The 18,163-nt window shown below is 59.8% G+C and carries 18 protein-coding genes; 11 read left to right on the forward strand and 7 right to left on the reverse strand.

Annotated features, from left to right (window positions below; all coding sequences use genetic code 11):
* Positions 1-56 precede the first annotated feature (56 nt).
* The 4 genes from ACOQOY_RS01065 to ACOQOY_RS01080 are packed head-to-tail and all read left to right on the forward strand — an operon-like array spanning position 57 to position 3,146.
* Complete coding sequence (locus ACOQOY_RS01065; protein ID WP_420583638.1) at positions 57-758, forward strand: SDR family NAD(P)-dependent oxidoreductase; 702 nt, start codon at positions 57-59, stop codon at positions 756-758.
* 17 nt (positions 759-775) lie between these two features.
* On the forward strand, positions 776-1,306 hold the full coding sequence (locus tag ACOQOY_RS01070; protein WP_420583639.1) for a 2,4'-dihydroxyacetophenone dioxygenase family protein: 531 nt from the start codon (positions 776-778) through the stop codon (positions 1,304-1,306).
* 5 nt (positions 1,307-1,311) lie between these two features.
* Positions 1,312-2,046 carry an SDR family NAD(P)-dependent oxidoreductase gene (locus tag ACOQOY_RS01075; protein ID WP_420583640.1) on the forward strand — a complete coding sequence of 245 codons (735 nt, stop codon included), beginning with the start codon at positions 1,312-1,314 and terminating at the stop codon, positions 2,044-2,046.
* Positions 2,046-3,146: a pyridoxal-phosphate-dependent aminotransferase family protein gene (locus ACOQOY_RS01080; RefSeq protein ID WP_420583641.1), complete on the forward strand. Its 1,101-nt coding sequence runs from the start codon at positions 2,046-2,048 to the stop codon at positions 3,144-3,146. The genes ACOQOY_RS01075 and ACOQOY_RS01080 overlap by 1 nt, the downstream gene beginning before the upstream one ends.
* A gap of 51 nt (positions 3,147-3,197) precedes the next feature.
* On the opposite strand, the gene ACOQOY_RS01085 is transcribed toward ACOQOY_RS01080, so the two are convergent.
* Together ACOQOY_RS01085 and ACOQOY_RS01090 are read right to left on the reverse strand one after the other, a co-directional pair.
* Entirely contained in the window at positions 3,198-3,746 is a 549-nt protein-coding gene (locus ACOQOY_RS01085) for a DM13 domain-containing protein (RefSeq protein ID WP_420583642.1), read from the reverse strand.
* A gap of 61 nt (positions 3,747-3,807) precedes the next feature.
* Positions 3,808-4,377 (reverse strand): YHS domain-containing (seleno)protein, encoded by a 570-nt coding sequence (locus ACOQOY_RS01090; protein ID WP_420583643.1) that lies wholly within the window; start codon positions 4,375-4,377, stop codon positions 3,808-3,810.
* Positions 4,378-4,582: 205 nt separating this feature from the next.
* Here ACOQOY_RS01090 and ACOQOY_RS01095 point away from each other — a divergent pair, with 205 nt between their 5' ends.
* The 3 genes from ACOQOY_RS01095 (at position 4,583) to ACOQOY_RS01105 (ending at position 8,105) form a co-directional block, all read left to right on the forward strand.
* The gene (locus ACOQOY_RS01095) at positions 4,583-5,455 is read left to right on the forward strand and encodes a LysR family transcriptional regulator (protein WP_420583644.1); all 873 of its coding nucleotides are present in this window, start codon (positions 4,583-4,585) and stop codon (positions 5,453-5,455) included.
* A gap of 95 nt (positions 5,456-5,550) precedes the next feature.
* Entirely contained in the window at positions 5,551-7,146 is a 1,596-nt protein-coding gene (locus tag ACOQOY_RS01100; protein ID WP_420583645.1) for a FumA C-terminus/TtdB family hydratase beta subunit, read from the forward strand.
* A gap of 14 nt (positions 7,147-7,160) precedes the next feature.
* Positions 7,161-8,105: a LysR family transcriptional regulator gene (locus ACOQOY_RS01105; protein WP_420583646.1), complete on the forward strand. Its 945-nt coding sequence runs from the start codon at positions 7,161-7,163 to the stop codon at positions 8,103-8,105.
* On the opposite strand, the gene ACOQOY_RS01110 is transcribed toward ACOQOY_RS01105, so the two are convergent.
* From ACOQOY_RS01110 to glmS, 5 genes are read right to left on the reverse strand one after another with little or no spacing between them, the layout of a single operon-like run.
* Positions 8,080-8,931 (reverse strand): HpcH/HpaI aldolase/citrate lyase family protein, encoded by an 852-nt coding sequence (locus ACOQOY_RS01110; RefSeq protein WP_420583647.1) that lies wholly within the window; start codon positions 8,929-8,931, stop codon positions 8,080-8,082. The genes ACOQOY_RS01105 and ACOQOY_RS01110 overlap by 26 nt on opposite strands.
* On the reverse strand, positions 8,928-10,085 hold the full coding sequence (locus ACOQOY_RS01115; protein WP_420583648.1) for a CaiB/BaiF CoA transferase family protein: 1,158 nt from the start codon (positions 10,083-10,085) through the stop codon (positions 8,928-8,930). Before ACOQOY_RS01115 ends, ACOQOY_RS01110 begins: the two co-directional genes overlap by 4 nt.
* Positions 10,082-11,329, reverse strand: coding sequence for a methylaspartate ammonia-lyase (locus tag ACOQOY_RS01120; protein ID WP_420583649.1), 1,248 nt, complete (start codon positions 11,327-11,329; stop codon positions 10,082-10,084). The genes ACOQOY_RS01115 and ACOQOY_RS01120 overlap by 4 nt, the downstream gene beginning before the upstream one ends.
* Before the next feature lie 16 nt (positions 11,330-11,345).
* A complete protein-coding gene (locus ACOQOY_RS01125; RefSeq protein ID WP_420583650.1) occupies positions 11,346-12,812 on the reverse strand; it encodes a methylaspartate mutase subunit E in 1,467 nt (488 codons plus the stop codon).
* A gap of 20 nt (positions 12,813-12,832) precedes the next feature.
* Positions 12,833-13,324, reverse strand: coding sequence for a methylaspartate mutase subunit S (glmS, locus tag ACOQOY_RS01130; RefSeq protein ID WP_420583651.1), 492 nt, complete (start codon positions 13,322-13,324; stop codon positions 12,833-12,835).
* A gap of 224 nt (positions 13,325-13,548) precedes the next feature.
* On the opposite strand from glmS, the gene ACOQOY_RS01135 reads away from it, so the two are divergent.
* The 4 genes from ACOQOY_RS01135 to ACOQOY_RS01150 all read left to right on the forward strand — a co-directional run bounded on the left by ACOQOY_RS01135 (position 13,549) and on the right by ACOQOY_RS01150 (position 18,163).
* Positions 13,549-14,976, forward strand: a complete 1,428-nt coding sequence (locus ACOQOY_RS01135; RefSeq protein ID WP_420583652.1) for an aldehyde dehydrogenase family protein — start codon at positions 13,549-13,551, stop codon at positions 14,974-14,976.
* Positions 14,977-14,979: 3 nt separating this feature from the next.
* Positions 14,980-16,395, forward strand: a complete 1,416-nt coding sequence (locus ACOQOY_RS01140) for an FAD-binding oxidoreductase (protein ID WP_420583653.1) — start codon at positions 14,980-14,982, stop codon at positions 16,393-16,395.
* Between the two features lie 116 nt (positions 16,396-16,511).
* On the forward strand, positions 16,512-17,333 hold the full coding sequence (locus ACOQOY_RS01145; protein ID WP_420583654.1) for a transporter substrate-binding domain-containing protein: 822 nt from the start codon (positions 16,512-16,514) through the stop codon (positions 17,331-17,333).
* A gap of 74 nt (positions 17,334-17,407) precedes the next feature.
* Positions 17,408-18,163 (forward strand): amino acid ABC transporter ATP-binding protein, encoded by a 756-nt coding sequence (locus ACOQOY_RS01150; protein WP_420583655.1) that lies wholly within the window; start codon positions 17,408-17,410, stop codon positions 18,161-18,163.

Genomic DNA, 18,163 nt, shown 5'->3' on the forward strand with positions numbered 1-18,163 from the left:
ATTTGTCCAGATAATGACTATGCTGTCCATAATATGAACAAACCGTGGAAAGTGCAATGGGAAATCCGCAAAAGTCAGCTCTGATCACCGGCGGGACAAGTGGGATTGGAAAGGCCATTGCCGAAGGGTTCCATCAGGCCGGGTACCGGGTGGTGGCCGCTGGGCTTGGACCGTTGCCCGAAGACGCCCCCGGGCTTGAGTATCGCGCGCTGGACGTGACGGATGGTGTGGCGGCGCAGGCACTGGTCGCGGACCTGCCCGACCTCAATGTGGTCGTAAACGCCGCAGGGGTCATCCGCCGCGATGAGGAACACGACCCAGAGGTGTTCGCGCAGGTCGTCGACATCAATCTGAATGGCACGATGCGTATCTGCGCCGCCGCGCGTCCTGCTTTGGCGCGAACCGGTGGGTCGATCATCAACATCGCCTCGATGCTCAGCTATTTCGGAGGCGGGCTGGTGCCGGGCTATGCGGCCTCGAAAGGTGGTATTGCGCAGCTGACCAAGTCGCTGGCGATTGCCTATGCCACCGATGGCATCCGCGTGAACGCTCTGGCACCGGGCTGGATCGCCACGCCGCTGACGCAGAACTTGCAGGACAATGAGGCCCGCAGCGAGGCCATTCTGTCGCGCACCCCTCTGGCGCGTTGGGGCAAGCCCCAAGATCTGATCGGACCGGCGCTGTTTTTGGCCTCGGATCAGGCCGGGTTCATCACCGGAACAATTCTGAATGTTGACGGCGGCTACGCTGCTGTCTGAACGGAAAAGGAAGCGAAATGCCACTGACCGAAACCGACGAGAACCCGCGCGTTCCCTACAAGCACCCGATGCCGCAGGACGCGCTGCCCGAGATCGTCATCCCCGATGCGCTGGCCGAAAACGACCCGCGCATGTGGGTGCAGCAGGCCGAACATGTGTTCTTTCGCCCGCTCTGCCTGAATGTCAGTCAGGGCTATTGGATGAACCTGCTGAAGGTGACCAAATCCGGTGTCCTGTCGCGCCATCGCCACCCCAACGCGGTGCACGGTTTTGTCCTGAAAGGCCGCTGGCATTATCTGGAACATGACTGGGAAGCGCGCGAAGGCGGCTATGTGTTTGAACCTCCGGGTGAGACACACACTCTGGTCGTGCCGGATGACGTGGATGAGATGATCACCTATTTTCAGGTCAACGGCGTGATGTACTATGTCGATCCTGATGGGAACCATCTGGGATACGAAGATGTGTTCACCAAGATCGACATGTGCCGCGCACATTTCGAAAAGGTCGGCCTGGGCGCGGACTACGTGAAAACCTTTATCCGGTAGGATCGATGAGCAACGTAACCTATGATTTTTCCGGTCGCACAGCGGTTGTAACCGGTGGTGCGGCCGGTATCGGGGCCGAGATTGCGCGCCATTATGCCTCCGCCGGAGCCAATGTGGCCATCTGGGATCTGTCCGCGCCCGAGGATACCCCCGACGGGGCAATTGCCTGCAAGGTGGATATCTGCCGGCCGGGCCAGATCGCGGCGGCGGTGGCGGACACCAAGGCGGCCTTTGGCGGCATCGACTTTCTGTCGTACAACGCGGGTTTTGCCGGCCCGACCCAGCCAGTGGTCGACAGCGACCCGGCCACTTGGGCGCGGGTGGTCGACGTGAACCTGACCGGCACCTTCTACCTTGCCCATGCGGTGGTTCCGGTGATGCAGGAACGCGGTTTTGGCCGCATCGTCAACATGGCCTCGCTGGCCGGTAAGGAGGGGACGCCCAACGCCTCGGCCTATTCGGCGTCCAAGGCAGGCGTGATCGGCTTTACCAAATCGCTGGCCAAGGAATTGGCGCAAACTGATATCCGTGTGAACTGCATCGCGCCTGCGGCGATCAAGACCGCAATACTGGATCAAATGACCCCAGAATTCGTACAGATCATGATCGACAAATCTCCGATGAAACGTCTTGGCTGGGTCGAAGAGGCTGCTCGTATGGTCATGTGGCTGTCGTCTGAGGATTGCACCTTTAACAGCGGTGCGGTCTTTGATCTGTCCGGTGGAAGGGCGACATATTGATGACGCACATTCGCAACTTTACCCCCGGTCCGGTCGAGGTCTCGTCCGAGGTGCTGGCCGCGCAAGACGGCCCACAGCGACTGCATGTGGGACCCGAGTTCGCACAGGCCTATATGCGTGCGACCGAAAACCTGCAAAAGGTCTTTGGCACCAGCGGCCATGTCGCCATCGTTCCGGGCTGCGGGACATTGGCGAACGAGATGGCAATCCGGGCGATGCTGGACGTTGGACAAACCGCGCTGATTTTGGATGCAGGCTATTTCAGCACCATTCTCAAATGGGCGGTCGAGGGGTGCGGCGCCAAGGCTGTTATGATGCCGGTCCCCGAAGGCAAACCCGCCGACCCCGAAGCGGTACGCGCAGCACTGGCCGAGCAAAAGATCGACCTGCTGTGTTTCACCCATGTCGAGACCTCCACGACCTTGCTGCAACCGATCGAGGCCCTTGCCAAAGTCGCACAAGAGGCTGGCGTTCCGGTGATGGTGGATTCGGTCAGCGCCTTGGGGACATGCCTGTCGCGCGTGGATGACTGGGGTATCGCGGTGATGACCTCGTGTTCGCAGAAAGGGTTGGAATCCATCCCCGGTCTGGGATTGGTGGCGGTCGCGGAAAACGCGTGGCCCCGGATTGAGGCCAAGACATCCCCGCGCGGCGGTGTCACCGACCTTCTGCGCTGGCGCAATCAGGTCGAGGTTGCACGCGACTGGCATCCCAGCGTTACGACAATGCCGGTGGCGGCTGTTCACGCGCTCGATATCGCGGTGGGCAAAGCCCTCTCTGAGGGTCTGGACGCGCGCTATGACCGGCATAGCACGGCGCGCGATTTCCTGTGTGACGCGATGGAAGGGCTGGGCTTTGACCTTCTGATCGACGCGGGATCACGGGCCGCGGGTGTCACTGGGGTCAAAACTGGCGGGCGGTTCAATTCGTCCGAACTGGTGGCTTATCTGGTTGAGAACCACGGCCTGCGCATCGCGGGCGGGTTTGGTACCAACAGGGAAGAGGTCTTTCGGGTCGCGCATATGGGCGATCACGCCAGCATATCCGCCCTGCGGCCCGTCTTGGCCGGGCTTGAGAGCTTTCTGGCGACGCAAAGCTGACAACACAGTTGGCCCGCGTCTCTTTGCGGCGCGGATACACTCGGCGCCCCGTTAGCGCCAAGTCAGGCGCGCCCGGCCCAAAGACACGTTGTGTTCGACGCACCAGATGTAAACCTCGTTGAACTCACTCGCGTTCAGTTTCGGGCCGATTGGATAGGTTTGGTCGCCTTTGAACTCGACCAGTTCGCCAATGATGGCGTCACGGCGGAACCCGTTTTGACCCAGAGCGACCCAGGGATCGGGTGAGCCTTCGTGGTCGAAATCCGTTTCCAGATAAACCGCCCAGTGGTCCCCATCCTGATACAGCGAAACCCCGCCCGATGTGCTGCCGGTCGTGAACTGACCCGAAGCCCGTTTTTGGCCCGCCGGAGGCTGCGCCTGTGCGTATACAAACTCCGGGGCCATGCAGACTGCCGCCAATCCAAAAAGAATTTTTCGACGATTCATGAGGCTTTCCGGGTTGCTGTGCAGATTGCGGGCAGTGTCATCCACAATCCACTTCGGCAGTTGCGTGGGATGCGTACCGATCACGGGCAGCCCTTGCTGGTTGGCCTTATGTGGAATGCAGGTGTGATCGAGAAGACGTGATGTGATAGGCACAGAATGTGCATATCTGCGCCCGACCCAAAGGCCGGACGCAGACGTTTTAGGTCAGCTTGGTTCAGGATTCAGGAAGCTCCTGAGGGTGTGTGATGCCGACCGTATCGTAATAGTCCGCATGCCGCGGGAACTTGACCGTGCCGTTGCGGATGCCATCCAGAACGGTTGGCCAGTTATCCTCGGCGCGGACCTGCTTGGCGGTGACTTCGGACAGGAAGTTATGCTTGGTGCCTTCCGCCCAGAACAGATGCAGACCGCCGTTGATTACGGCCCAGCCGTTCACGAAATCAACATCCGCTGAATAGCCCTTGGACACGGCGTTCGAGCACCAGCCGTTGTATTTCGGCTCAAACGACGCCGGATCGGCGGCGAACTTGTCGCGGTTTTCCTCGGTGGAAAACAGCCATGTCGCGCCGCGATAGTCGACACTGTACTCCGGGACGCCTTTGGCCGGTTTATGGGCGTCGAAATAAGAAATGACATCGAAACCGTCCATCGCGATACCGTCAGCGGTCACGTTCAGTTCCTCTGCGGCCTGTGCTGGGGCACTAAAGGCCGCAAAAGCGGTTACCGTTACAGCCAGAGCCAGACCCTGCGCAAAACGCTGGAAGAGTTTGGTCGGGAGTTTCATGGTGCATTTCCTCTCTGTTCATTCGTGTTTTATTGGAGCGGATCGTTCAGATCGCCCTCCAGCGGGGCGAAACGCCTGCTGGAATACCGGGAACATTAGGAAGTCGCGGATTTTGAGAACAATATAATTTGAGCCTTCAGTCATAGACAAAAGGTATCGCTCGGCGCAGCATGCCCTCATTGCCACTTTGACCGGAGGAGCGATCATGCAGCTGTATCAGGTTCGATATTTTCTCAAGGTCTGTGAGATCGGGAATTTCACCCGCGCCGCACGCAGCTGCAATGTATCCCAGCCATCGCTAAGCCGCGCGATCACCAAGCTTGAGCAGGAACTGGGCGGTCCCCTGTTCGAAAGATCGGCCGACGGGGTCAGGCTGACCGCTTTCGGCAATGAGATCAGGCCATACCTTCAGGACATGGTCGATGTCGAGGCCGAAGCGGTCGAGTTGGCGAAAAATCGAATGGAAGACCGCAAGTCGGCACTGAATATCGGGATAATGTGTACGCTGGGCACGACGATCATGCAGCCGTTTCTGAAAGAGCTGACCGGGCTTGCGCCGGAGGTGACATTGAACTTCACCGACGGCACCAGCGAAGAGCTGTCGGAGAAGCTTGAAATGGGCTTGCTGGATATGTGCATCACTACCGGCGACCGATTTCCCAAAGGGTTCGAGGTCCACCCGCTCTATGAGGAACGCTACGTGGTTTCATTCTACAAAGGCCACCGCTTTGAGGATATGCAGGCCGTTCCCTTCGATGAGTTGGAGGGTGAGCCCTATGTTCTGCGCAGATATTGTGAACTGTCTCTGTCTTTCGAAGACCTGCTGCCGGATCAAAGGCGACCGCAGGTAAAAGTCGTGTTTGAAAGCTCGCACGAGCATTGGGTTCAATCCATGATCCAGGCCAGGTTGGGCTGTACGGTACACCCTGAGACATTCCCGGTGATGGATGGCATTCTTCAGCGGCCGATTGTGGACACAGATGTCAGGCGCAGGGTTAATCTGGTGGTGAATCCCAAAAGCCCGAGCCAAAGACACTTGAACCGCGTGCTGCGTTTGGCTCGTGATTTCCCGGCGTGATAGCGTTTTGATCCATAGATAAGGAAGGCTGAATTAGCATTCATTTTGGATAAGAAAAATTGACTTAATCGGGCGCTTCGATTACCCAGCCAGACATGGAACAGACGACTCAAAAATTTGGCAGTACGCTCTATCGCAACCTTGGAACCGAGGGTGTCGAACGCGCAATGTTCGGCGACAAATCGTTCCTGAATGTCTCGTCCGATGCTGTGCGCCATCTCACCACAACGGCGTTTGCAGATGTCTCGCATCTGCTGCGACCCGACCATCTGCAACAGCTTAGGGATATTCTGGACGATGCGGATGCGTCGGAAAATGACCGCTATGTGGCGCTGGAGCTGTTGAAGAACGCGGTGATCTCGGCCGAGCGGAATTTCCCCAGCTGTCAGGATACCGGTACGGCCATCATCCACGGCAAAAAGGGGCAATACGCTCTGGTCGATGGCGATATGCACGAGGCCGTGCGCGATGGCGTTCGGCACACGTGGCAGACCAGCAACCTGCGCTTTTCGCAGATGGCGCCGCTGACTATGTTCGAGGAAAAGAACACTGGCACCAATCTGCCTGCTCAGATTGATATCGAGGCCTGCAACGGCGACACCATCGACTTTCTGTTCATGGCCAAGGGTGGTGGATCGGCAAATAAGACCTTTCTGTTTCAGGAGACCCGCCGGTTGCTGGAACCCGAGCGCCTTCTGGCGTTTTTCGACGAAAAGATCAGGACGCTGGGGACGACCGCGTGCCCGCCGTATCATCTGGCAATCGTCATTGGCGGGCTGTCGGCTGAGCAGTGTCTGAAAACTGTCAAACAGGCCTCGGCCAAGGAATTGGATCACCTGCCGACCATCGGCAACGCCGAGGGGCGTGCTTTCAGGGATCTTGAGCTTGAGGCGCAGATTCTGGAGCTGACGCGCAACATGTCCCTGGGCGCGCAATTCGGGGGTAAGTATTTCTGCCACGACGTACGCGTGATCCGCCTGCCGCGTCACGGCGGCAGCTTGCCGGTTGGCATGGGGGTCAGCTGCTCGGCGGATCGTCAGGTCAAGGGGCGCATCGACGGCGATGGGATCTGGCTGGAACAGCTGGAACGTGACCCCAGCCGCTTTCTGCCTGACGAGGACTACGACGCGCAGGCCGCGACGCGGATCAATCTGGATCAGCCGATGGATGATATCTGCGCAGCCTTGTCCAGGCTTACGGTCTCCAGCCCGGTTCTGATGTCAGGCACCATGATCGTCGCGCGCGATCTGGTCCATGCTGAGCTTGCAAAGATGGTGCGCGATGGCCGGGACCTGCCGAATTACATCAAGGACCACCCGATCTACTATGCCGGTCCCGCCAAAACGCCCGAAGGCCACGCCTCGGGTTCGTTTGGGCCGACCACAGCGGCGCGGATGGACCCTTACGTGCCCGAGTTGCAGGCGCTTGGTGCCTCGCGCGTCATGATCGCCAAGGGCAACCGGGCGGCCTCGGTGGTGCAAAGCTGCAAACAGCATGGCGGGTTCTTTCTGGGCTCGGTCGGCGGCGCGGCGGCAGTGCTGGGCAAGGACGTTATCAAATCTATCGAAGTTCTGGACTTCCCCGAATTCGGCATGGAGGCGGTGTTCCGCATTAAAGTCGTGGATTTCCCGGCATTTGTGATTATTGACGACAAAGGCGGCGACTTCTTTACCCGCAAGCCCTCATTCTGACCACAGGAGCCGCAATGACGCTGTCATCAGACAAAATCACCCTGCGCCAGTTGCAGATTTTTCTGGTGGCAATCGAAACGCGCAGCTTTGTGCGCGCGGCCGAGCGGCTGGAGCTGACGCCGCCTGCGGTCTCGATGCAGATGAGCCGGCTCAGCGAAGCCTTCGGCGCGCCGCTTTTTGAGAAATCCGGGCGGTCCGTGATCCCAAGCCAGGTGGCGACCGCCTTGGTGCCATATGCCGAGCGTATGACGGAAACCCTGTCCGAAGCGGTGGATGTTGTGCAGATCATGCAGGGCAAACTGGATCACCGCGTGCGCGTGGCGATGGTGTCCACGGCGCGCAATTTCGGGCCGCATCTGCTGGCCCGGTTTCAGCAGGAAAACCCTGAATTCGACCTGCAATTCGAGATCGCCAACCGCCGCGCCGTGATCGAGATGCTGGAGACGGACCAGATTGATCTGGCGCTGATGGGGCGTCCTCCGCGGCGGCTTGAAACGATCTCGCACCAATTTGCCAAGCATCCTTATGTTCTGATCGGCCACCCGGATCACCCGCTTGTCCGTACCAAGCGCATTCGGCGGTCAGACCTGCCCAATCACCGGTTTCTGGTGCGAGAGCCGGGATCGGGCACGCGCATGGTGCACGAGCATTTCTTCTCGGAATCCGAACTGCCGTTGCCCAAGGCGCAAGAGATGGACAGCAACGCCAATATTAAACAGGCGGTCATGGCAAATATGGGGCTGGCCTTTATCTCGGGCCATACGATCGCGCTTGAGACGATGGCGGGCAAGTTGAAGATATTGAATGTCGAGGGGATGCCCGAATTCCGCGACTGGTTCGTCCTGCACAAGCGGGACAAACCCCTGCGCCCCGGCGCGCTGGCGTTTCGGGACTACGTGGATCAGGCCGGTCCGGCCTTCATGCATGAGTTCTTCAACGATGCAGGGATTGCAACATAGCTTGGGCGCGGGCCACGATGGGCGGGTCGATCATCTTGCCGTCCAGCATGATGGCCCCTAGCCCCTGCGCCACGGCGGCATCAAAGGTATCGACGACGCGAGTTGCGTGTTCGATCTCGGCCGCGCTGGGGGTAAAGACCTGATTGACCACGCCGACCTGACGCGGGTGAATGCACATGACGCCGTCAAATCCGATGGCCCGGCCCAGCGTGGTACAGTCCCGATAGGCGTCCATGTCGTTGATTTCCGCAATGCTGCTCGGTAGCCCGATGGCCTGAAGACCTGCCGCCTTGGCGGCTTGGATCAATGCTTGCGCCGGACCTTTCAGCGCCGCCACCGACGGCGCGTGGCCGCAATCGGTCGAGAAATCCTCGGTCCCGAAGGCCAGCGCCATCAGGCGGGGGGACGCTTTGGCGATGGCGGCGGCGTTCAGCAGCGCCTCGGCGGTTTCGATTAGGGCGATCAGGCGGATTTGGCCGTCGGGCAGTTTGGCCTGACGTTCCAACGTTGACAGGTAGTCATTGACCAGACGGAGGTGATCGGCCCCCATGACCTTGGGCAGCATAATCGCGTGTACGTCGTTCAGCGCAGCAGTCTCAAGATCGCGGATGCAATTGCCCAGATCGGCGTTGACCCGAACGATAACCGGCATCCCGTTCTTCGCCAGCGTTGCGACCGCCTCCGGCAACAGGTCGCGCGCGGCCTGTTTCTGATCACGCGGCACGCTGTCTTCCAGATCCAGCAGAACCGCGTCGGCCCCACGCTCATGCGCGCGGGCAATCAGCGACTCGCGATGCGCCGGGGTAAAGAGGTAGGACCGCATCATGCCGCAACGGTTGCCGCGAACTCTGCGCGGATGATGTCTGTGTGCTCTCCCAGCGCGGGGACCCTTCCAAAGCGCGGCGTCTCGGGGTCAAAGCTGTGGCGGACGGGGGCGGCGACCAGATGAGCCTCGTCCCCGTTTTCCAGCGTGACCGGCGTGCGGCGCAGCTGCGGGTGTTCAGCAAAGGTGCCGACCGAGTTCACGGCCCCATAGGCGATGGCCGCGTCGAACAGCTTGGTTTCCAGCACGGCCCGGGTCTGGGCGGCAAAGAACGCGGCGACGATGCTGTCCAGCGCGGCCCGGTTGGCAACCCGCTGCGCGGCATCGCAAAAGCGCGGGTCGGTGGCCAGTTCGGGCTGACCGATCACATCAGCGCAAAGTCGTTTCCACTCGCGTTCGTTTTGGATTGAGATCGCCAGAACCTCATCATCCGCCGTGGCAAACCCGCCATAGGGCGCGATCGAGGGGTGATGCAGGCCAACCGGTTGCGGAGCCTTACCGGCATAGACCGTGTGCATCAGCGGCACGGTCATCCAGTCGGCGGCGGTGTCGAACAGCGACAGTTTCACCGCGCTTCCCTTGCCGCTGATACCACGCGCGATCAGAGCCTTTTGGATGCCGATAATGGCGTTCATGCTGGCCCCGATATCGCAGACCGAAACGCCGATGCGTCCGGGATGACCCGGCGCGCCGTTCACGGCCACCAGACCGCTTTCGCATTGCACCAAAAAGTCATAGGCCTTCATGTCGCTGTAATGCCCGTTCTCACCATAGCCGCTGATATCGCAGGTGATCAGGCGCGGGTTGCGCTTGCGTAGAACTTCCTCGCCAAACCCCGCGCGGGCAATGGCACCGGGGGCGAGGTTCTGGATAAACACGTCCGCCTCGTCCAGAATTCGGTGCAGAAGTTCGGCATCGTCCGGGTTCTTGATGTCCAGACACAGGCTTTCTTTGCCGTGGTTCGCCCAAACGAAATACGAGGCTGACCCTTTGACCGCACCGTCATACTTCCGCGCAAAATCGCCGGTATCGCGTTCGATCTTGATCACCCGCGCGCCGCCCTGGGCAAAGTGGCACGAGGCCAAAGGCGCGGCGACCGCCTGTTCCAGAGAAACGACCAGAAGGCCGTCATACGGTTTCAGCGAAGTATCGGTCATGCGGCTGCTCGTGTTTGCAAAAGGGCAAGGGTGCGGTGCATTTCATTGGCGACGATGGTCATGCCTTCGTCGAACCCCATGCCGGGTTTGACCAGCACGCGATCAGGGCGGGTGGCCATGGCGGCATGCAGGCAGGCGCGGGCCGAGATATCGGTCTCGTTACAGGTGCCGCCCTGATAGGCGGCCACGCCATTGGCCTTGCAGTAAAGAACCGCGTCGATCGTGTTGTGCAGCGAGCCAAGATCGGGGGTTTTGATCTGAACCATGTCGCAGCAGCCGGTATCGACGAACCGAACCACATCCTCGACCGTGTTGCACCATTCGTCCGCAACGATTTTGACGGTGCTGCCCATCGCCTTCAACTTGGTGCGGATCTCGCCCAGCAGGGCAATCTGCGCCTCTTGCTCACCAGCATCGGCGGGGCCTTCGATATACAGATCAAACGGCGCAGCGCGGCTTTCAAGTGAGGCCAGATACTCGGCAATCCGGCCCGCGTCATTGTCGAAGATCATCCCGACAGTACCGTAGACGTCGATATGCAGGGCAGGGTGATAGCTTGGATCGGTGCGCAAATCCTGAATGCGGCGGGACAGCCAGGTGACGTATTCCGCCAGCTTGCCGCCGGTTGCGCCCAGTTTCTGCGGGATGTTGTTGATCAGGCCGTGGGGGAGGGCGTCGACCTGTTTCAGTACCATCTTGTCGACGGCCTCATAGCGGTTATCGCCGCTTTGACCAAACAGGCTGAGCGGTGCGTGGACCGTTTCCAGACCCCATTCGTCGCAGATCACTTCGAACTTCATCTGGCCTTTGGCGATGGCCGCGGCAGACAGCAGCGCCTGTGACAGGCCATAGCGCACAGCGGTGTGCAGCGGTTTGCCATTGACCTCAAACGCATCAAAGAATGTTGCGCTTTCGCGGAAGCTGCGGATGTCGTGGCCGATCAGGTGCGGGGTCAGGTTCTGTTGCAGGAACGGAATGACCGATGAGGCCAGAAACAGCGGATCACGCCCGGCGGCTCCGGAGTATTGCACGGCGGCGCAATCACCCTCGGCGATCTGACCGTTTTCCAGCTCCAGCAGGATCGAAACGCTTTCGCCGTATTGACGGACCTGCGCAAACCCTTCGGTTTTGGCCGCGCCGCAGTACACAAACCCGTCCTGTTTAGCGCCCTGTTTGATGGCCGCCTGATCATCGAAATAATACGAGGCAAGCCCCGGGGCGAAGACGACATTCTTGATTTTCATAACAGCCTCAAAAGCGTTAGGCAGCGGCCGACGGGCGACCGATCAGTTTGCTGGCGGAAATGGCGCGCACGTCGTCGACCACCATGTCGAACGAGACGTCGCGCCCCTCGGATCGCGCGCGTTCGGCGATGCGGTCGCGGTGGAATGCCATGACATCCTTGGGCAGTGGCACGTTGCCGGTTTCAAAGATGCGCAGAGCGCCGTGATTGTCGCGCACGGGCGTCAGTTTGCCCGCATTGCCGACGGCCGGGGCAAACGGGATATCCATGACGCCGGTTTCAAAGGCCAGAACCGCACCGCGCGCGATGTCGCCTTTTCCCAGTTTCAGAACCGCACGCATGACGGCGTGAACCTCGGCCTCGATCACTTCGACCTCGGTCAGGATTTCATTGCCGTCGTTGCGGTTCTGATCCGCGATCATGTTCACCATCTGACGGGTGGCTTTCAGCCCGGCCTGGTTGGCCTCGAGCGAGGGGATGCCGCTGGCCTCATGCGGGGTTTTCACGATGATCTTGGTCGCGCGGGCCTGTTTGGCCGCCAGAGCGCCCAGACAGATCACCGCCGTTGCCTTGGCCTCATCCTCGGGGAAGCCGCCCATCCACTGGTGAAACACTGTGGTCAGTTGATAATCGTCATAGCCCGCGTTCTGGAAATAGTGATGACCCAGACGCCGCAAGGACCGCAGCGCGGCGACGTCCTGCACCAGATTGCCCGCCTGCCCATAGCCCAGCGTGATACAGCGCACGCCCTGTTCCAGCGCCAGCAGACCTTCGATGATGGCCACGACATGCGAGATAAACGGCGGCACCAGCGTACCGGTCAGAGGGCCAAACGGCTCGCGATTGATGCGCACGCCATGTTCTTCGAAACGGCCCACAAGCCGGTCGCAATATTGCCAGTGGCGGATCGACTGCTCTAGCGGGATATTCTTGGCATAGGGGATGTTGTACGAAATCCCTCCGCCCTCGTAAGACGAAAACCCGGCGCTGAGTGTGACCTCGGCCAGCAGGCGCGCGTCAGGCGTGCCGTGGCGCACCTGGATCGGTTTCTCAACGGAATCCACCAGCTGTTTGCAGCCGTCGACGCCGTGGTTCACAGCCGGAAAGCCGTTCAGCAGAGAGGTCCCTGCCTTGCGCGACCGGTCGATGCCGTCCTGTGCCTCGTCATAGCGGTTGTGCCGGGTATAGGCGTCAATCGTGGTGGGCAGCACATCGCAATAAGGGCTCAACCCCTGCATCAGCGCGGTATGTTCGCGCAGCAGCGCCACACCGGCGCGCGGTTGCAGCAGGGTTTTCCCGTTTTCATCTGCTTTTGCCAGCGCCTTGGAGAAACGCTTCTCTTCGGGCAGCTCCAACTGACGGGCCACGCCCGCGTCGAAATCCACATCGGAGCCGGTATGCCACGATTGCAGGATGGTCTCACGCTCAGCGTCGAAAACTGAATCTGACAGCTGAGTATTGGTGATCTCTGGCGCGCCGCTCATGTCGTCACTCGATCCCTGAACTAGATGGCTGCCCAGTCGGCAAAACCGACGGCAGCGGCCCCAGAGTTGTGGCCGAGGTTCGGCACGCGGCTCAGCTCGATGTCGCCTTTCAGCAATGTAACCACGTCATCAATGTTGGCCGAGGCCGGGAACACGCGGTCGTATCCCATGTCTTCAAAGCGGGATTTGACGGTTTCAAAATCCTGCTTGCCGATCACCAGATTGCCGCCAACATACAGAAGGATATTGCCGATACCGGCGGCCTCACAGCGTTCGCGCAGGCCCTGACAGTCAATCTCGCCATGCCCGTAGATCGAAGAGACCAGAATGGCATCGGCGTTCTCGGCAAGCGCTGCGGTCACGAATTCCGCCTGGCTGACCATGACGCCCAGATTGACAACTTCGATACCGGCCCGGTTCAGCAAGCTGGTGAGAATCTTGTTTCCTACCGCGTGGCAGTCGGCTCCGATCACACCCAGAACCACTTTGTATGTTGCGTTGGCGTCAAACATTTTGACCTCTCCTCTGTCGCGCTGTTTGCCGTCGTAACAATTGTGATTCTTACCGTAAAGAAAAATGACGAAAGAATTTACAATGATAAGAAAAAATTACTAATAAGGTGACCGAGTGTGCCAAGGCCCGAAGAATTTGTTGTTCAAAAGAAGAATTTCTTGCGCACTTTGAATTTCGCGATACCGCATAATCCGCAGGAAATTCTCTGCACCTGGAGCTGGATATGACCAAGTTAAATCTCATCGGGGGCGAATGGGTCGCTGCCCAGACCGAGATCGAAAATCGCAGTCCTGCAAACCCTGATGACCTGATCGGACAATTCACCCGTGGCGATGCGGAAACCGTCAATCAGGCTGTTGCCGCTGCGGCTGCGGCGTTCCCTGCATGGGCGAATGCGTCGCCCCAGCTCCGCGCCGACATTCTGGATCGTGCAGGCAACGCCATTCTGGCCCGCAGTGCCGAGATTGGTCGCATTCTGGCCCGCGAAGAGGGCAAGACGCTGGCCGAAGCCACGGGCGAGACCGTGCGCGCCGGGCAATTGTTCAAGTTCTTCGGCGGTGAGGCCGTGCGTCTGGCGGGTGATGCGATTGCCTCGATCCGCGATGGTGTGGATGTCGAAGTGACACGGGAACCTCTGGGCGTTGTGGGTCTGATCACGCCGTGGAACTTCCCCATTGCGATCCCCGCATGGAAAGCTGCGCCCGCTTTAGCCTTCGGCAACACGGTTGTGATGAAACCAGCCGAGCAGACCCCGGCGTCGGCCCATATTCTGGCCGAGATTCTGCAAGAGGCGGGCTGCCCCGCAGGCGTCTTCAACCTTGCCATGGGTCCGGGTTCGGTCATCGGCAACGCTCTGGTCGAACATCCGCAGGTCGCAGCGATCTCGTTCACCGGGTCCGAAGGTGTTGGTCAGCGTATCGCCGAGGGCTGCGCGCGTCACCGCAAGAAATTGCAGATGGAGATGGGTGGCAAGAACCCGATGGTCGTCATGGCCGATGCCAATCTGGACGTGGCCGTGGGTGCCTGCCTGAACGGCGCGTTCTTCTCGACCGGTCAGCGCTGCACCGCTTCGTCGCGCCTGATTGTCGAAGAAGGCATCCACGACGCCTTTGTCGAGCGTATGGAAACCGCAATGAACAAGCTGGTTCTGGGTGATCCGCTTGAGACCGAGACTCAGATTGGTCCGGTGGCGTCCGAAAGTCAGCTGCGCGGCAACCTTGGCTATGTCGATCTGGCCCGAGAAGAAGGGGCCGAAGTGATCGGTGGCGCACATCTGGATCGCCCCGGCTTTTTCCAGGCACCGGCACTGTTCGTGAATGCCACCAATGACATGCGGTCCAGCCGAGAAGAGATCTTTGGCCCCTGCGCAAGTGTCATCAAAGCCAGCGATTTCGACCATGCGGTTGCGCTGGCCAATGACACCGAGTTCGGTCTCAGCTCGGGTATCTGCACCACCTCGCTGCGCCATTCGCGCGAATTCAAGCGCCGGTCCGAAGCCGGGATGGTGATGGTCAACCTGCCGACGGCGGGCGTGGACTACCACGTGCCGTTCGGCGGTCGCAAAGGCTCGTCCTTCGGTTCGCGCGAACAGGGACGCTATGCGGTCGAGTTCTACACAACGGTCAAGACAGCCTACACATTCGCGGGTTAAACCATGGCGCTGGAACAGGATCTTGCTGCTCTACTTGGCCCCAAAGGCTGGTTGACGGACGATGTCGAGGCTTATCAGACCGATTGGCTGAACATGCAGTCGCACACGCCTTTGGGCGTCGCGCGTCCGGCCAACACGACCGAAGTGGCCGAGGTGATGCGTCTGGCCCATGCGGCGGGTGTTCCGGTCACGCCGCAAGGGGGTAATACCAGCCTTTGCGCCGGGGCTGTTCCCGGCGCGGCGGGGCATATCATCCTGTCACTGTCGCGCATGAACAAGATCGGCGACGTCGACCCGCTAGCCTTTACGGTCACGGTCACGGTCGAGGCCGGGGCCGTTCTGGCCTCGGTTCATCAGGCTGTTGAAGAGCACGACCTGATCTTCCCCATGCATCTGGGCGCGGAAGGCAGCGCGCAGATCGGCGGTTTGATCGCCACCAATGCGGGCGGCAGCCATGCGGTGCGCTATGGCATGATGCAGGACCTTGTTCTGGGGCTTGAAGTGGTGACGCCCGATGGGCGGATCTGGAACGGATTGCGACCTTTGCTCAAGGACAATGCGGGCTATCAGCTGCGGCGTCTGTTCTGCGGGTCCGAAGGCACGCTGGGCGTGGTAACACGCGCCGCGCTGCGTCTGTACCCTGCGCCAATTTCGCGCGCGACGGCGCTGCTGGCGGTCGACGATTTCGACACCATGGTGCGGCTGGGTGCCGTGCTACGGCGTGATCTGGGTGAGTTCATCTCGGCGCTCGAATTCTTCTGTGAAACCGGGCTTGAGATGTTGCTGCGCAATGTCTCGGGTCTTGATTATCCGCTGAGCGAACGCACGCAGGCCTATGTGCTGGTTGAGCTGTCGACTTCGGCCAAGGGAATTGACCTGTCGGCGATGATGGAGGAAGCGCTGGGAGAAGCGTTTGAAGCGGGCCTGATCACCGATGGCGCGGTCGCTGCCAATGATGCGCAACGCGGTGCAATGTGGCATCTGCGCGAGGAAATGCCCGAAGGCCAGCGACTGGAATCGGCGCAGATCAAGCACGATATTTCAGTGCCGGTTGCGGTGCTGGGATCGTTCGTTGATGCCGCTGTACCCAAGTTGGATGCGATTCTGCCCGGAGTGCGACTCAACCCGTTTGGGCATTTGGGTGACGGCAATATTCACTTCAACCTGTCACCGCCTGTTGGGCAGGACGATTTTGGCGATAGCAAAGCCGCCCTTTCGATTTGCCTTTACCAGTCGGCTGAGGAGGCAGGAGGCAGTTTTGCGGCCGAACATGGTTTGGGACGGTCAAAAATAACCTTTGCAGATCAATTGCGTAGTCACGAAGAACGCGATCTGATGGCCGCCATCAAGCGCGCTTTCGATCCCGACAACACCCTCAACCCCGGGGTGATCCTACAGGAAGATAACACGCAAGAATAACTTGTCGGTTTACCGAAATTCTTGATTTTGGACAGGGGTTTGCTGGGCCACAGTCTTTGCATTCCGAGTATGTGCACCCGTGCATGCCGGGTTCCGAGACCAACGGGAGGAAACCCATGTCCTTTATGTCCAAAATGAAAACTTTTGCCGCGGTGGCCACTCTCTCCGCAGCAGCTCTGGCGCAAGGCGCCGTTGCGCAAGAGCGTGAAAACCTGTGGGCCGACGTGCAAGAGCGCGGCACCCTGCGTGTCGGCGTTGCCGAAGCCCCGCCACTTCTGGTGCGTGACCCCAAAACCGGCGAATGGTCGGGCTACTTTCTGGACGTGATGGACGGTTTTGCCGAGTCGATCGACGTCAAGGTCGAGCCGGTTGAAACCACCTGGGGCAACATGGTCGCAGGCCTGCAAGCTGGCAAGTGGGACATCTCCTCGGCTCTGAACCGCAAGCCGCAGCGTGCGCTGGCTGTGAACTACTCGATCCCGATCTGGAGCTATGAGATCGGCCTGCTGTATGACACGCGTAACCCCAAAATCACCGAAGACATGACCTCGCTGGCGGACTTCGACAAAGAGGGCATCACCATCGCGGTCATTCAGGGCGCTGCCGGTGACCTGTCGATCACGCCTCAGGTTGAGAACGCCAAGATCATCCGTCTGGATGGCGCAAACGAAGGCCGTCTGGCCATCATCGCCAAGCGCGCTGACGTGTTCGCAACCGACAGCGACATCCACCGCATCACCATCCTGCAAAACCCGGATTGGGCCGCACAAACCCTGCCCGAGCCTGCGATTGCCAAACAGGGCATCGCATTCGGTCTGCGCAAGTCCGTGCCGCTGGAGGACATCCAGGTTCTGGACATCTATCTGGAAGAGCAGGTTGCGACCGGCAACGTACAGCGTCTGTACGAAGCCGCGGTTGACCAAATTTCCGGCGAATAATTCCCGGTTTTTTGTGCTGCCCCGGATCACCGGGGCGGCATTTTCAAGCTGGGACAAAAAGATGGGAGGGCGTCATGGCCTTTGTTGAGATTGACGGACTGGTCAAGCGATATGGGTCGCTTTCGATCTTTGAAGGTTTTGATCTGAAGATGGGCAGCACGGACCGTTTGGTTCTGATTGGCCCGTCGGGTTGCGGCAAATCCACCTTGTTGCGCTGCATGATGGGGCTTGAGGATATCGCGGGCGGCACCATCCGTCTGGGCAACGATCAATATATCGACGGCGCGCCCAACGGGAAAATGAAGCTGAACCGTCAGGTTCAGAAAGAGGTGGGGATGGTGTTCCAGCACTATACACTGTTTCCGCATCTCAGCGTCCTTGGGAACCTTTGCCTTGCCCCGACACGTTCACGCGGCGTGAAAAAATCCGAGGCGCGCGACAAGGCGATGGGCCTGCTGGAACGTTTCGGTCTGGCCGAGCGCGCCAATTTCTACCCCAGCCAGCTGTCCGGTGGTCAGAAACAGCGTGTGGCCATCGCCCGGGCGCTGATGCTGGACCCCAAGCTGATGCTGTTTGATGAGGTGACCTCGGCGCTGGACCCGGAACTCGTGGTCGAGGTGGAAAACACCATGATGGAACTGGCCGAGGCCGGAATGCCGATGATGATCGTGACCCACGACATGCATTTCGCCCGCAACATCGCCACTCAGGTCGTGTTCCAGGAACGCGGCAAGGTGATCGAAGCCGCGCCGCCAAAAGAGCTGTTCGGCAACCCTCAGCAAGACCGCACACGTGACTTTTTGCGCAACGTGCTGCATATCGAGGGGTGA

The sequence above is a fragment of the Ruegeria sp. genome (genome assembly GCF_965221235.1).
Lineage (GTDB): Bacteria > Pseudomonadota > Alphaproteobacteria > Rhodobacterales > Rhodobacteraceae > Ruegeria.

Bases quoted from the DNA above. Each gene is read 5' to 3' on its own strand.
- ACOQOY_RS01140 (WP_420583653.1), top strand. From the start codon at position 14,980: ATGGCGCTGGAACAGGATCTTGCTGCTCTACTTGGCCCCAAAGGCTGG.
- ACOQOY_RS01135 (WP_420583652.1), top strand. From the start codon at position 13,549: ATGACCAAGTTAAATCTCATCGGGGGCGAATGGGTCGCTGCCCAGACC.
- ACOQOY_RS01105 (WP_420583646.1), top strand. From the start codon at position 7,161: ATGACGCTGTCATCAGACAAAATCACCCTGCGCCAGTTGCAGATTTTT.
- ACOQOY_RS01095 (WP_420583644.1), top strand. From the start codon at position 4,583: ATGCAGCTGTATCAGGTTCGATATTTTCTCAAGGTCTGTGAGATCGGG.
- ACOQOY_RS01065 (WP_420583638.1), top strand. From the start codon at position 57: ATGGGAAATCCGCAAAAGTCAGCTCTGATCACCGGCGGGACAAGTGGG.
- glmS (WP_420583651.1), bottom strand. From the start codon at position 13,324: ATGTTTGACGCCAACGCAACATACAAAGTGGTTCTGGGTGTGATCGGA.
- ACOQOY_RS01115 (WP_420583648.1), bottom strand. From the start codon at position 10,085: ATGACCGATACTTCGCTGAAACCGTATGACGGCCTTCTGGTCGTTTCT.
- ACOQOY_RS01125 (WP_420583650.1), bottom strand. From the start codon at position 12,812: ATGAGCGGCGCGCCAGAGATCACCAATACTCAGCTGTCAGATTCAGTT.
- ACOQOY_RS01080 (WP_420583641.1), top strand. From the start codon at position 2,046: ATGACGCACATTCGCAACTTTACCCCCGGTCCGGTCGAGGTCTCGTCC.
- ACOQOY_RS01120 (WP_420583649.1), bottom strand. From the start codon at position 11,329: ATGAAAATCAAGAATGTCGTCTTCGCCCCGGGGCTTGCCTCGTATTAT.
- ACOQOY_RS01090 (WP_420583643.1), bottom strand. From the start codon at position 4,377: ATGAAACTCCCGACCAAACTCTTCCAGCGTTTTGCGCAGGGTCTGGCT.
- ACOQOY_RS01070 (WP_420583639.1), top strand. From the start codon at position 776: ATGCCACTGACCGAAACCGACGAGAACCCGCGCGTTCCCTACAAGCAC.
- ACOQOY_RS01100 (WP_420583645.1), top strand. From the start codon at position 5,551: ATGGAACAGACGACTCAAAAATTTGGCAGTACGCTCTATCGCAACCTT.
- ACOQOY_RS01150 (WP_420583655.1), top strand. From the start codon at position 17,408: ATGGCCTTTGTTGAGATTGACGGACTGGTCAAGCGATATGGGTCGCTT.
- ACOQOY_RS01075 (WP_420583640.1), top strand. From the start codon at position 1,312: ATGAGCAACGTAACCTATGATTTTTCCGGTCGCACAGCGGTTGTAACC.
- ACOQOY_RS01145 (WP_420583654.1), top strand. From the start codon at position 16,512: ATGTCCTTTATGTCCAAAATGAAAACTTTTGCCGCGGTGGCCACTCTC.
- ACOQOY_RS01110 (WP_420583647.1), bottom strand. From the start codon at position 8,931: ATGATGCGGTCCTACCTCTTTACCCCGGCGCATCGCGAGTCGCTGATT.